Raw genomic sequence first — 14,121 nt, forward strand, 5'->3', positions numbered from 1 at the left:
GGGATTTGTTTATCAGACCGAAGAAGGATTTGTGAACAACATCGCCCCGGATCTCCCGGCGGAAGAAGCCCGCGTTCTGGCGGTCACCCAAGGGCGGCTCGCCGGGAAAGCGTTCGAGGAAACCGTCTCCGTCGCCGCCTGGAAGACGAAGCCGTCGTGGTTCATCGTGACCGCCGAGGATCGCGTGGTCAGCGTTGAGCTGCAGTCGGCCTCCGCCAGCCGGATGAAAGCAAAGACGAAGGTGATTCATGCAAGCCACATGTCGTTGCTGTCTCATCCGGGCGAAGTGGTGTCCGTAATTGAAGAAGCGGTTGCCGCCGGTACCGCAGCGGCCAATCGGGCCGAATCATCGCCCGCGTAACGATCTGGAATTCGATCGAGTGGAGAGCCTAATGAATATTCTCAATTTTGGCGGTTCCATTGCCTTTATCTGCGGCGCCCTAATGGCATTTGCCGATGGTCCGGCGAACGCCGCGCCGGTGAAGAATATCGTCCTTGTCCATGGCGCGTTCGCTGATGGCTCGGGTTGGAAGGCCGTTTACGAAATTCTTGCCAATGACGGCTACAATGTCACGGCTGCGCAGCCTCCGCTGACCGGACTGGAAGATGATGTTGCCGCCGTCGCCCGTGTCCTCCGTCGCCAGGATGGTCCGACTATCCTTGTTGGTCACAGCTACGGCGGAGCGATCATCACAGAAGCCGGCATAGATCCTCACGTCGCGGCTTTGGTCTTTATCGCTGCCCACGCTCCGGATGTCGGCGAGACGCAGACTGAAAACGGCAAGCGCTTTCCATCTGCGGGTCGAGATGCGATTCGTCTGACCGACGATGGATACGCTTTGCTCGATCCTGCCCGTTTCCCGGCGGAATTTGCCGGCGACCTGCCGAAGCAGCAGGCTGACTTCGAGGCGCATGCGCAAGTATTCACAGCCAGCGCCGCCTTCTCGACCCCGATCAGAGATGCCGCATGGAGGACTAAGCCGAGTTGGTACATGGTTGCCAGGTCCGACCGGATCATCAATCCGGATCTTGAGCGGATGTACGCGAAGCGCGCCAACAGCACGACTGTCGAGATCGAGGGTGCCAGCCACTCTGTCTACGCATCGCACCCGGTTGAAGTCGCAAAATTGATTGAGGACGCGGCCCAGCACGCGGGCACCAACGGGCGAGCTCCCGAGTGAGTCTCGCGCTTCAGCAGGTGAGAGCCTCATAAGAAAGACACCATCATGCGTCTGCCTTCCATCCCGCCTGCCGAGCTTTCGGCCGAACAGAAGTCGCTCTACGACGACATGAAGGCTGGCATCGCGGCCAAGTATAGCAACTTTACCACCATGCGCGGGGACGGGGCGATATTGGGGCCCTGGAGTGCCTGGCTGCACGATCCAGACCTCGGTCGTGCACTCTGGGAGTCGACAAAGGGCATGACGCGCTTCCGGCATCTGCCCGAAATGATCCGGCAAATCGTTATTCTGGCGGTCGGATCAAAATTCGGCGCCGCCTATGAGATTTACGCTCACGGCGCCGTCGCACTGTCGAACGGGATGAGTTCGCATCGTTTGGCGACCATCGTGGCGAATCTCCGGCCGGCTGACCTGACGGGCGAAGAAGGGATCGCCTACGACATGGCGAACGCGCTGCTCGGCGGAGGCGTCCTGTCACCGGTGATCTGGGAAAGCGCCCTAGCTGCGTTCGGGAAGGAGGGAGCGCGAGAGATTGTTTATCTGGTCGGGCACTACTGTTTCATTTCCATGACCTTGAATGGTTTTGCGATTCCAGTTCCCGATGAGAACTAGCCGGCTCCGGCGAGGAGAGAAGCGAATGAGCCCACTTCGACGCGAGCGAAAGTGCCAAACGATGGCAATCACAGCCAGCCGTCTCACTCTTCTTGCGGCTTTGCTGGCCGCAACGACCGGATTTCTCGCTGAGGCGGTACCGGCCTGGGCGGCAGCGGCGCAGTTGCGTGCACAGGCGCCCGGCTTTTATCGGATGATGCTGGGCGACTTCGAGATCACAGCATTGCTCGACGGCACGCACCCGTTCCCGGCAACGGCGGTGCTCAACAAGGCCAAGGCCGGCGCCTCCGGCGGACGGTTAAACCTGTTCGACCACGACCCCGACGAGGCGAACGCCCTTCTTGCGGCCTCGGACCTGACTGCGCCCACCGAGGGCTCAATCAACGCATTTTTGGTCAATACCGGGAGTAAGTTGATCCTCATCGATAGCGGTGCCGGAACGCTTTACGGGGCGTGCTGCGGGCACCTGATCGAAAATCTCCGCGCGTCCGGATATCGGCCGGAGCAGATCGACGAGGTGCTTTTGACGCACCTGCATGCCGACCATGTCGGCGGGATCGCGCCCGGTGGCATCGCGGCATTCCCGAATGCGGTGATCCGATCCAGCAAGCTCGACGCGATTTATTGGCTGAACGACGCAAACGAGAAGGCTGCGCAAGATTTTCTGCGGCCGATGTTCGAGGGCGACAAGGCGTCGCTGAAACCGTACATCGCCGCCGGCCGGTATATGCCGTTCGAAGGCGAACAAGAGATCATGCCGGGCATCCGCGCCGTTTCGTTGCCAGGCCACACTCCGGGCCACACGTCATACGCGGTCGAGAGCAGGGGACAGAAGCTGCTCGTCTGGGGAGATGTAGTTCACGTCGCGGCTATCCAGTTTCCGGATCCCTCCGTGACCGTCAAATACGACAGTGACGAGGATCAGGCCGAGATGGACCGCAAGCGCATATTCTCCGATGCGGCGAAGGCTGGATACTGGATCGGCGCCGCGCATATTTCCTTCCCGGGTCTCGGACATGTCGGCGTGCGGAGCGGTGCCTTTATCTGGCTGCCGGGCGACTACACGACGCGCATGTCCGTAGACCCCGTGACCGGTCAACCGAAATAGGTGTCCAGATGTCCGATCCCTTAGCGAGGGTGGTAGGAATGGTCGTCTCGCCGCCGCACTGTTGATGGATCCGACCAACGAGAACGTTTTTGAGCCGCGTTTTGCGGCGCTGGAAACAGCGAGGGCGTGGAGTCCACGGGTCCTGTCTCGGCTCGAGTCAGCGATCCGCCGCGGATCTGACCGCAGTCTGTTTCGGATCAACCCGTTAGCATTTGGGTTCAATTTTGGCATCGCCCAGCCGGAGGCGATCGACCTGTTCATTCATGCATCGGCAGCCGGCTTGTTCGAGATGGATTGGCTGTTGCTATGCCCGATGTGTGCCTGCGTGGTCGAAAGCTTTAGCAGTCTCACGAGCGTCGAAGATAAGTACTATTGCCCGATGTGCCGTTGCGATTACGAATCTACGTTGGATGACTTTATCGCGGTCACCTTCACAGTCTCTCGTGCAGTCAGACCGATCGCATTCCACTCGATGAAGAACATGAGTGCGACCGACTATTGTTTCGAATGCCGGATGACGGCTGATGGACTGCGACCGGACGGTCTGCCACTTGTGGAGGTCTTCAAGGGGCTAAGTCACGGCGCGAATTATCTATCGCCAAATACCATTACGCTTTATGAGGCTGCATCCGAGCAGGGCTATTATTTTGGTTACGACGTGGATTCTCGGGCCTACTTTGAATACCTGATCGAGGGGCCTCCCGCATCCAAACCGCAGATCGTCCGCGTCCTGTATACCGAGGATGCATGCGAACTGAGCGCGCGAACGGTTGCTCCCGGCAAAATCACATTCGAAGTCGAAAATATAGCCAAGAAAACTGGACTTCTTACGATCTGCTCCATTCCGCCAGGTGGTGAACGAACAAAGCTCCAGTTCGTACCTTTTCTGACCGGTGGACGATTGTTGGTGACGCAAAGCTTCCGAGAGCTATTCCGAACCGAACTCATTCGATCCGCAGAAGGCATCGGCGTGCGCGACTTGACCGTGATCTTTACGGATATTCAAGGGTCGACGGCGCTCTACGAACGGATCGGTGATCTTAAAGCCTTATCACTGGTGCAACAGCATTTCGAACGTCTGCTTCAGGCGACCATTGTAAATAATGGTGCTGTAATTAAGACCATTGGCGACGCGGTGATGGCGGCATTCGAAAAACCGTCGGACGCCGTTTGCGCGGCAATTGCCATGTGGGAGGAAACCGAACGCTTCAACGAATTTCGCCAAAACAAAGATATCGTTCTGAAGGTCGGCATTCATAGAGGCCCTTCGATCGCAGTGACGTTTAATGAACGCCTCGACTACTTCGGCCGGACCGTAAACATCGCAGCCCGAGTTCAAGATCACGCCGACGGCAATGAGATTTGTATAAGCGAAACTGTTCGCATCGCTCCGGGTGTCGATGATCTGTTGGCTTCCCGTATCGTTACAAAGGAGCAGATCGCTTTTAAAGGTATCGATCAGATGATCACGGTTTTTAGAGTGAGCCTGTGAGGCCGGCGTCGGGCCCGCGCATTCTCGAAACCTGGTCATCCGGCTTCGATCCCTTGCGCACAATAATGTGTCGCTCGCCGGAGGCATTCGCTCGCGGGCCGCGCCACCATTGCATGCCGGCGTCACTATCACTGTCCCGCGTTCGGGTGCCTTCTTAACCGGTCTCGCGACTGCACTCGGTCCCGGGTCCCGCCGCTACGCGTCGGCGCTATGCTGACCCTCCTGCGGGTGGCGTTTTCCGTTGAGGCGATGCGCCTTGGCGCACGCCTGATCGGTCATGCCGCTCTCGGCACATCAAGGCCAAGTCAGATTAGGAACGGGACGCGAGGCGGGCCCGTCGCAGATTTCGCATTCTTGTGCGCGTGCAGAAGGCCAAACCGCGTTTTCGTAAGCCGACCAAACCGGCGTGTCGGTCACACAGCGTCGATCCTTCGCGCAGGCGGCAGAGAGTAATAGTGCCGCGTGGGTTTGCCGTGACGGGTTTAAGGCAGTGAGAGAGGCTCGCTGCGCTCGTCGCGGAGATCCGCGATGTCAAGACATCACACTCGGGCGCGCCCTGGCCAGGATCGGGCAAATCTCTATGACGAAATCACCGACAAGATCATCGCTGAACTTGAGGCTGGCCGCGTGCCCTGGGTCCAGCCCTGGGGGACGGCCGCGGCAAAGGCGCCGCTGGCAATGCCAAAGAATGCCTCGACCGACCGGCAATACGGCGGCATCAATGTCCTGATCCTTTGGGGAGCCGTGATCGAACACGGCTTCGCAGGACAAAGCTGGCTCACCTTTCGCCAGGCTTTGTCGCTTGGCGGCCATGTCCGCAAGGGTCAACGCGGCACCACAATCGTCTACGCCGACCGGTTTATGCCAAAGGACGAGAAACGTCGTGCGACCGAAGACGGGGAAGAGGCGCAGGCGATTCCATTCCTGAAACGCTTCACGGTCTTTAACACAGACCAATGTGATGGCCTGCCTGACGAAATCGCAACGGCCGCGCCGCCACCGCCGCCGGGCCTGATTGAGCCGACAGTCGAAGCCTTGATCGAGGCCAGCGGCGTTGATTTCCGGATCGGAGGTAGTCGCGCCTTCTACGCACCTGTCGAAGACTATGTCCAGGTCCCCCCGCCACAGGCCTATTTCGAACCGATTAATTGGCATCGGACCGCGCTGCATGAACTAGGTCACGCGACCGGACATCCGTCGCGTCTCAACCGCGACCAGAGCGGATGTTACGGCACCAGGAAATACGCCTTCGAAGAGCTGGTGGCGGAGCTCAGTGCCGCTTTCGGCTGCGCGTCGCTAGGCATCGTGCCGACTGTCCGCCGAGAGCCGGCTGATCTCGGCAAGCGGTGCAGGAAACACGGCGAGCTATGCCTATGATGGGCAGGGACGACGCAAGTCGAAGACGGTGAATGGTACAACCACTATTTTCGTGCAGGACCCGCAGGGGCGGGCGCTGCTTGACTATGACGGGACCGCTGGCACGATCCAGAACTGGTACGCCTTCGGCTTGGGCCCGAACGACGTGCTCAACCAGGTCAACGTCGCGGGTTCAACCCGCGCGACCTATATCCCCGATATCCAGGGCTCTATCATCGCCTCTCTCGATGCCAGCTCGGGCGTGCTGACCAGGGCGGGCTACCAGACCTATGGCGAGAGCAATGTCACGACCGGCACCTTTCGCTACACCGGGTCACGGATCGATGCGGAGACCAACGGGTTTTATGATTTCCGGGCCCGGGTCTATTCGCCAACGCTCGGGAGGTTTTTGCAGACGGATCCGATCGGGACTGCGGGTGGGATCAATCTTTATGCCTACGTCGGGAACGATCCGCTCAACCGTGCTGATCCGCTCGGCCTGTACACGTTGCAAATCGGTTATGCGGGTAGCGGAAACCTCCTTGGCATCGCAGTCCCAACTGGGTTTGGCATAGCGATAGATACTAGTGGTCATGTGGGTATCTACGGCTATACCGGCGTGGGTGCAAATTTGGGTGCAAGCGCAGATGCCGGTCTCAGCATCCAGGTTTCGAACGCGCAGACAATCAGCGATCTGACAGGAGCTTTTCTTAATGCCAGTGCCCACGGTGGGGTAGGTTTTGGCGGGTCCGTCGATTACTTTAGAGGACCTAGCGCTAACGGTCAGGTCTCGGGTGCCGGTGTGACCGTGGGACCGGCTCTTGGAGTATCGGTTGCGGCAGGGATCACCAACACCTGGCTCATTGCTCCCTTTGGAGACGGCAGCGCCCCCGCTAAACCATCTACCACGGTGTCCATAGATGCGCCGGCACAGCAAGTAGACGCAGATCTGCAATCTACTCCCGATCCAGGTTCACTTGCGGGCACCTCGCGATCGGCCGCTGGCACATCTTCCACACCGGGCAAGTAACGAATGGGCGCGTCTTTGATCAAAAAAATTAAAAAAAATGTTTTGAATGGAGCAGTGCTGCTATGTGTTCTGACGATCGGGCTGCGAGCGTTCCTCGAACTGATCTATTTCGATAGTCCTCGGCGGCCTGATCCAGCGACGGGTCGAATCGTACCCTACGTGGTGAAGAACGTAACTATTTACATCACCGCGAATCTCGGCGACGTTTTTTTCTGGCTCCAATGGATTTTTTATTTTTTCAGCGCAGTGGTTGTGGTCAGTGCAATTGTAAATCTAGTGCGGTCTTTGAGAAGCGAAAGCTGAGCCTTAGGGCTTTCCGTAGATTCCTAGACGAACGGCTGATTTGTATCAGACATCGCAGCGATGCGTTGAACCGGAAGATCGCAATCTCGAAACGTGCGAGACAAACTTGCCCGCTACTCTGATCAGGACGGAACTTCGGTGACAGCCGCACAGTATTACGGTGACAGTGCACTATCACGCTCACAATCCACCCTGGTCTGCTTGACAAGCCATCACCGGGACGGCGGCATCCGGTCGATGCTGGCGCAGAGCGCCACTGCGAAGCCGCTTGGCGTTGACGGGATGGCGGCGCTCCGGTTCCATCTCCGCGAGCAGACAAGGCCGTGCTATTTTTTGCTCGCAGCAAGAGGAAGAACTGCGCCGACCCGCGCGGCCTCCTGCTGGCTGTTTCCGACGGCTGCTAAGACCAGTCAGGGCAGGCATTCAAGGAAGCGCAAGAGGGGTTTGCCCGTCATCCCGTTCTGGCGCAGAGTCGGTGGTGAATCGGATGGCTCAGATTTCGATTCCCCTACTTCGACCTCGGCCAAGGTCGAGGCCGTGGCTGAAAACGAGTTCGTGCCCGAGCCGCCGGCCTGATTCGAAGGCGATGCCGAGCTCCCGCTTGCGATTGGCGAGGAGCGATTCCAGTTGAGGATCGCGCTCGAGACTTCTCGCCATGTCACCCATCGCCGAGCGTGCGGACCTGTAGCCGGAGATGTCGCCAGCCTGATACCGGCGCAGACTGGCCTGGTCGAGCTTCTGCCAGTCGTCCACGAAGCGGTCGGCGCGACGGCCCGGATTGATCCGCAGTTCGGTCTCAAGCTGGAGCGCGCGGATGGCGCGGTTGAGCCGGCCGCCAGCCGCCTCGCGGACAAGATCCGGGTTCTTCTTGTAGGCGGCTTCGGCATCGTGCGAGCCAAAGGGGCGCACCTTCTCGAAGACCTTCCGGGCCTGCTGCAATTCCTTCACCTGATCGGGAATTGCATCGAAGCCCAGCTCTTGCATATCGAAGATTGCATCCACGGCTTGGGCATGGCGCACGAGCGCTCGGGTACGCAACCGGCGCATTTCCTTTTCAGCCTCTTCCGCCAGCTTCCTTTCTGGCGCTTCGGTTTCGCGGCGCTCTGCTCCCACAGCCACACCGCTTCTTTCCCTTTCCTGCGTTTCCCGCTCCGGCTTCCGTCCGCTATCCGGTCTGGGCGCATCTAGAGGAGAGCGAAGGCCGTCGAACATGTCGCGTAGCTTTTCCGGCACAATCTTGCGCACGAGCTCGGCCACGCGCCCGCGGAAGGTGATGCCACGCCGCTCGGCGTAGCTCTGTACCGGATCGCGCTGCTCGTAGTCCGAGGCCATGTCCTTGACGCGATCGCGTGACAGGGTTCGGGCAAGCCGGTCCTGACCCGCAAAATCGTCACGGCCATAATGCAGCTCCACGCCGTCGCGGTGCCGCGACAGGGCTACATAGCTCGAATGGGCGTCCATACCGGGCGTCGCCAGCACATGGGCGTGGTCCACCGTCATGCCCTGCGCCTTGTGGATGGTCGCCGCATAGCCATGGTCGATCTTGTTGTAGTCCTTTAGGTCAAACTGCACAGATCGACCGTCGCCCGTCTGAACGGTCATGGACCGCGCGCTGACCTGTTCGATGGTCCCGAGGGTGCCGTTCTTGACGCCAAGGCCTCGTTCGTTTTGCAGGAACATGACGCGATCCCCGCGGGCGAAGCCGCGCTCGCCGCGATCGACTTGCAGTTGAACGTCATCGCCCAGATCGCCCGCGGCCCGCATCCGCATCCGCGCTGCCTCGTTCAGCGCCCGCACCTCGTCATTGGTATGGGTGAGGATGATCCGGCTCCGATCCGGGGATGCCTGCCGCTCGCGGTGCCAGCGGTCGATCAGATCGCCGCGCGCCTGCTCGCGGGTTTGGGCCTCATGCAGCATGCCGTGGGAGCGATAGGCTTGCAGCGCATGGCCGGTTCTGCCCGTCGCCAGATAACGCGTGGCGTCCCGTTGCCAGTCCTCGCGCTGGCGGCGCACCTCGCCGATTTCCGCGCCGCCATGGCGCTCGTGAATCGAGCGGAACGCCGCGCCGGCTTCGATGGATTGCAACTGCTTGATATCGCCGACGAGCACCACCTTTGCCCTGGCCTTTACGGCATGGGAAAGCACACGTTCCAACTGCCGTGTACCGACCATGCCCGCCTCGTCGATGACAAGCACATCGCGGTTCGTGAACAGGCCGCGGCCCTGTCCCCAGCCGTGCTCCAGGCTGGCGATGGTGCGTGACGCAATGCCCGATCCGCTTTCGAGATTTTCCGCGGCAATGCCGGAGAGCGCCATGCCCCGGACCTCGTAGCCTGCTGCCTCCCAGGCCTCGCGCGCCACCCCCAGCATCGCGCTCTTGCCGGTGCCGGCATGGCCGACCACGACGCTCAAATCACGCCCGTCCGTAATATGGGCCAGTGCATCAGCCTGCTCGCCGGAAAGGACAAGGCCGCGCGCTTCGGCACGGGCCAGCGCCGCCTGCCTGTCGGCGTCATTGACTTCATGGCGTTCTCGCTCGGCCATCAGTTCCGCGGCGCGGTACAGGCGTTGTTCCGCCTCGATCATGTCGCGGGTCGTGAAGCGGGATTCGCCGCGAGCGTCCTTGCCAAGCTCGACCAGTTCGGGCGCTTGGCGCATCGCGCCCCTCACCGCGTTGAATTGATCGATGCCGTCACTGTGCCGGTGCGCGAAGACAGCCATATCGCGCGGCGTAAAGGTTGATTGCTGCTTTGTGATCGCGTCCAGCCCAAGGTAAGGGTCGGCGATGATCCGCGCGCCATTACCGCGCGCAATCTCGCGGTGCAGTTCGGCGCGGTCGGCCTCGGTCCCTTCGTGCTCAATGCGATGCGCAGGGGCGCCGATCTGACTCTGCGGCTCCAGCGCGATACCCTGCGCCTCGAAGCTGCGATGGTCGATGCGTGCGTCAATATCGAGTTCGGCCAGGCGCTCGTTCGCAAGCTCGGCCCAGCGTTCCCGCCAACGTTCGACCATCTCCGTGCGGTTCCAATCCCGCACTTTTGGACCAAAGCCGCTCTCGTCCCCATTCACGCTGACTTGGCGCATGGTGAGCATGACGTGGGCATGGGGTTTGGCCAGGCCGTCTTCGCCGATGTCCCAATGCACATTGAGATCGGCGATCATGCCCAAAGCCACGAACTCCGACCGCGCGAAGTCACGGGCGAGTTCAATGCCCTGTGCTTGTGTCATCTCGCGCGGAATGGCGAACTCGACCTCACGGGCAAGCTGGGCGTCTTTCCGGACTTCGAACGCCTCGACATCGTTCCAGAGCCGTTCGCGGTCGTTCCACACAGCGGAGGCGTTCTCCGGCAGCAGTACCTCGGAATGGACGACGCCACGTTTGCCGGAAAAATCATGGCTGCGATCAAGCCGCTCGTCGCGCAGCCGCGAACCTGAGCGGTAGGCGGCTGACGCCACCGCGCTTGAGCCGGACTTGCGGCCAATGACCTTGACGTGAAGATGATAGATCGCCATCGCGATCGGATCAGTGGCACGGCGGAGCGCACGTCGGAACGACGTATAAGCGCGCCCTCCCTCGAAAAAATCTCGGGAGGGATTACACCGTCTCACACCGTCCTGACGACCTTACAGCATTGTGCCGGGCGCTCGACTATCATTTCTCCATCAACACTGACGGAGACGATGATGCGCAAGCCACGGGATTTTGATGCCGAACTGAAGGCACTTGGGGACAGGGCGCGCGGCCTGAAGAGCCGAAAGGTGCAGCAACTCGGTGAGCTGGTCATCGCCACCGGGGCAGACGCGCTTAACGCCAATGAACTGGCAGGTGCGCTGATCATGCTGGCCGAGACGAAGGACATTGCAAGGAAGGAGGCTTGGGTCAAACGTGGGGCCGCGTTTTTTCAGGGCCGGGCGCGGCGAACTGCACCGGCAGCTGAGCGCCACGCTGGCGGCGCTCGGGCGCAACCGAGCGGCACGCAACCGTCAACAGGCAGCAAGGGCGCGGCATGACATGCGCGGCTGGCAAGTCGAGCGCCGCAAGCGGTATCGCGGACCTGACCGGAGATGATCGCGCCATGATCTTTGGCGCGCTGCTTTGGATGGCTGACAAGCTCCAAAGCGATCAAGGCGAACGGGCGCGGGCGCTCTGGGCCACAAGGGGGAAACAAGCGTTCGAGGCGGACCCAGCGACACACAAGGTAACAGATCGAACTGCTTCAGCAGTTCATCGTTGATGCGCGACGATGGATGTCAACGGAGTGATTCCGTGCCGGAGACAGGGTCGATCGCGATGAACGGTGTAAGCGGGGGCTGGGGAATTCGTGATCAGCTGTTACTTGGCATTCATGTTCCTGACGGCGACGGCTGGCATCTTCGTACACAATGTCACTTACACTGTCGGCCGTAGCCCGTTAGTTCAACGCCACGGCGGGACCGCTGCCAGCCGGCTGAACGCTCCTGACCGCGAGTCGAAACGTCTCTAGACTCAACGGGTAAAAATCGTCGGTCGTAAGCGTTTTTACGCCGCGCTACGACGGACCAATGTTCGGGCTTCCCTTTTTTGCTTACTCGTCGTTCTTACGCTCGATCAATCTGACGAGAGAGCGCGGAAATGCCTGAGGAAGAGGAAAGGAAGAAAAGTCTTAAGCCGGCTAACGATAACGCGTCGTGCGTCGCTCCATCGCTTGACCCACGCATTCTGCGAATTGCGGAAGCCTTTGGTCGACAGATCGCGCGCGAACAAGCCAAGTCTCCTATCGCTGCCAACGACAATGAGTCAGAGCCACGATAGGGTCAAGTTTTTCAGCTACGGCTTTCGTTTGGTGACAGTCAGGCATTCAGTGCAAGTGGAGATGGGCCATCTGCGCACCGGTGAAAACAATTGCCTCGACGGCGGCAAAGATTATTAACTCGATGAGTAGCTGAAGTGGAGAATAGGCTATGTCCAGGGCTGCACTTTATGCACGCTATTCGACCGACAATCAGAGCGTCGCGTCTATCGAGGACCAGTTCCGCGTCTGCCGCGAGCATGCAGAAAGGGAGAACTGGCAGGTCATCGAGTCTTATCAAGATGCGGCCATTTCCGGCGCCAGCGTCATTCTTCGGCCTGGTGTCCAATCGCTGTTGCGGGATGCTCAGCGTGGCAAGTTTGATATCGTACTCGCCGAGGCCCTGGACCGCGTCTCGCGCGATCAAGCCGACGTGGCAACGCTATTCAAGCACCTCCGTTTTGCTGGCGTGCAGATCGTGACCCTGGCTGAAGGCGAAATCTCCGAACTTCATGTCGGCCTCAAGGGCACGATGAATGCCTTGTTCTTGAAAGACCTTGCCGCAAAGACCCATCGCGGATTGCGCGGGCGGGTGGAGAAGGGAAAGGCTGGCGGCGGACTTTGCTATGGCTATGAGGTAGTGAAGCGCACTGACAGTGAAGGCGAGCCGGTCCGGGGTGAACGCCGGATCAACGATGTCGAGGCCGTTGTCGTCTCCCGGATTTTCCGGGAGTTTGCAGTGGGAAAATCGCCACGTGCCATCGCAGCCGACCTGAACCGCGATGGCATCCCAGGTCCGCTCGGCCACGCCTGGGGGGATACGACGATCCGTGGGCATGCCTGCCGTGGTAACGGCATCGTAAACAACGAGCTTTATGCTGGCATGCTGGTCTGGAACCGGCAGCGCTTCATTAAGGACCCGAGTACAGGCAAGAGGGTGTCGCGCCCGAATCCCGAGACCGAATGGATCAGGACCGAGGTGCCGGAGCTCCGCATCGTCGATGACGAGTTGTGGCAGCGGGTAAAGCTTCGCCAAGTCGAGCTCGCAAAGCAGTTCGAGGCAACGACCGAAGGTGTCCGCGCTAAGCGCGCGACGCGGCTGAACTTTCTGCGTCGTCCCGCCTTCCTTTTGTCAGGTCTGCTTACTTGCGGATGCTGTGGCGGAAAGTACGGCATCATCACGAACGACCGTTACGGTTGTCTTGGTCATTATCGCAAAGGGGTCTGCGATAATAGTCGTACGGTTCGACGCGACGACATCGAACGGCGCGTGCTGGCGGGCCTTACCGATAAGCTGGTGTCCCCCGAGGCCGCGGCGGTCGCTGTGCGTGCCTATGCCGACGAGATTAATCGGCAGAACCACGAACGGCGTGCACAGGCAGAAGCGGATCGTCGCACTCTTGAGAAGATTGGAAGAGGTATTAAAGGGATCATGGATGCCATCGAGGACGGCATGTACCAGCCTGCCATGAAGGTGAGGATGGCGGAGCTGGAGCAGCAAAGAACGAAGATTGAAGAGCGGCTTGCCAAGGCTTTGCCCGATATGCCGGACGTTCATCCGAACATCGCTGAGCACTATCGCACCAAGGTGATCCGTCTCGCCGAAACGCTGGCCGAGCCAGAGTCCGACGGGCAAGCCCGCGAGGACATCCGCTCGCTGGTTGGTGAGGTCGTGATAACTCCCGGCGAGAAGAGGGGTGAGAGCCACGCTATTCTACGCGGCGAGTTGATGGCCATCCTCGATCTCGCCACAGGCCGTCGGAGGTCTCCCAGACCCGAAGTTATAACAAACGCGCTTGCGCCTCCCCGATTTGAACCTATCAAATCAATGGCGTTGTGCAGCGGATCCCTCCGAGCGCCGATTTCATCATGGTGCGCAATGCGTGTCGGCGCCGAAGGCAACCGCGATGCGATGCCGAAAAGAAGCGAACTCCCGGCTTCATCGAACCTTATCGCACTACATGCTGCCGAGACGGATGTCGTCGTCAGGGTCAACGAGGCTCTTCATCGAGGTCGGGATCGCTCAGCAGCGGGTGCGAGTAGACGTTTGCGTCAACGTACTAAAGCGAGGTGCCCCTGTTGTGCCCCGGATTTTTTAGGGCACACCTGTAGGGAATCACCTGCATAAGTCGTTGATGTTTAGAGATCAATGGTGGGCGCACAAGGGATCGAACCTTGGACCTCTCCCGTGTGAAGGGAACGCTCTCCCGCTGAGCTATGCGCCCGGCCGCCATGGGTGAGGGCCAGAGCCGGGATTTACGAAGCACGGG

Annotated in this window: 11 protein-coding genes and 1 tRNA gene; 10 read left to right on the plus strand and 2 right to left on the minus strand. The window is 60.0% G+C overall.

Going from position 1 to position 14,121, the window contains the following annotated elements:
- Window positions 1–31: 31 nt before the first annotated feature.
- The 7 genes from ABSE61_RS33550 to ABSE61_RS33580 all read left to right on the plus strand — a co-directional run bounded on the left by ABSE61_RS33550 (window position 32) and on the right by ABSE61_RS33580 (window position 6,779).
- On the plus strand, window positions 32–361 hold the full coding sequence (locus ABSE61_RS33550; protein WP_423875474.1) for an alpha/beta fold hydrolase: 330 nt from the start codon (window positions 32–34) through the stop codon (window positions 359–361).
- A gap of 31 nt (window positions 362–392) precedes the next feature.
- Window positions 393–1,181, plus strand: a complete 789-nt coding sequence (locus ABSE61_RS33555) for an alpha/beta fold hydrolase (protein WP_423875482.1) — start codon at window positions 393–395, stop codon at window positions 1,179–1,181.
- Between the two features lie 45 nt (window positions 1,182–1,226).
- The gene (locus ABSE61_RS33560; protein WP_423875475.1) at window positions 1,227–1,793 is read left to right on the plus strand and encodes a carboxymuconolactone decarboxylase family protein; all 567 of its coding nucleotides are present in this window, start codon (window positions 1,227–1,229) and stop codon (window positions 1,791–1,793) included.
- Between the two features lie 25 nt (window positions 1,794–1,818).
- Window positions 1,819–2,901: an MBL fold metallo-hydrolase gene (locus tag ABSE61_RS33565; RefSeq protein ID WP_423875476.1), complete on the plus strand. Its 1,083-nt coding sequence runs from the start codon at window positions 1,819–1,821 to the stop codon at window positions 2,899–2,901.
- A gap of 64 nt (window positions 2,902–2,965) precedes the next feature.
- Complete coding sequence (locus ABSE61_RS33570; RefSeq protein ID WP_423875477.1) at window positions 2,966–4,393, plus strand: adenylate/guanylate cyclase domain-containing protein; 1,428 nt, start codon at window positions 2,966–2,968, stop codon at window positions 4,391–4,393.
- Between the two features lie 528 nt (window positions 4,394–4,921).
- On the plus strand, window positions 4,922–5,770 hold the full coding sequence (locus ABSE61_RS33575; protein ID WP_423875478.1) for an ArdC family protein: 849 nt from the start codon (window positions 4,922–4,924) through the stop codon (window positions 5,768–5,770).
- A gap of 28 nt (window positions 5,771–5,798) precedes the next feature.
- A complete protein-coding gene (locus ABSE61_RS33580) occupies window positions 5,799–6,779 on the plus strand; it encodes an RHS repeat-associated core domain-containing protein (RefSeq protein ID WP_423875479.1) in 981 nt (326 codons plus the stop codon).
- Between the two features lie 795 nt (window positions 6,780–7,574).
- Here the strand turns inward: ABSE61_RS33580 and traA are convergent.
- Window positions 7,575–10,595, minus strand: a complete 3,021-nt coding sequence (gene traA / locus ABSE61_RS33585; RefSeq protein WP_423875480.1) for a Ti-type conjugative transfer relaxase TraA — start codon at window positions 10,593–10,595, stop codon at window positions 7,575–7,577.
- A 171-nt stretch (window positions 10,596–10,766) separates the two neighbouring features.
- Between traA and ABSE61_RS33590 the strand changes: the two genes are divergently transcribed.
- The 3 genes from ABSE61_RS33590 (at window position 10,767) to ABSE61_RS33600 (ending at window position 13,979) form a co-directional block, all read left to right on the plus strand.
- On the plus strand, window positions 10,767–11,093 hold the full coding sequence (locus tag ABSE61_RS33590; RefSeq protein ID WP_423875483.1) for a conjugal transfer protein TraD: 327 nt from the start codon (window positions 10,767–10,769) through the stop codon (window positions 11,091–11,093).
- Window positions 11,094–11,182: 89 nt separating this feature from the next.
- Complete coding sequence (locus tag ABSE61_RS33595) at window positions 11,183–11,317, plus strand: hypothetical protein (RefSeq protein ID WP_423875484.1); 135 nt, start codon at window positions 11,183–11,185, stop codon at window positions 11,315–11,317.
- A gap of 706 nt (window positions 11,318–12,023) precedes the next feature.
- Window positions 12,024–13,979, plus strand: coding sequence for a recombinase family protein (locus tag ABSE61_RS33600; RefSeq protein ID WP_423875481.1), 1,956 nt, complete (start codon window positions 12,024–12,026; stop codon window positions 13,977–13,979).
- A 22-nt stretch (window positions 13,980–14,001) separates the two neighbouring features.
- Here the strand turns inward: ABSE61_RS33600 and ABSE61_RS33605 are convergent.
- A tRNA-Val gene (locus ABSE61_RS33605) sits at window positions 14,002–14,076 on the minus strand.
- Between the last annotated feature and the right edge of the window lie 45 nt (window positions 14,077–14,121).

Origin of the sequence: Bradyrhizobium sp. (assembly GCF_049519115.1) — a bacterium.
In the GTDB taxonomy this organism is placed as follows: domain Bacteria; phylum Pseudomonadota; class Alphaproteobacteria; order Rhizobiales; family Xanthobacteraceae; genus Bradyrhizobium.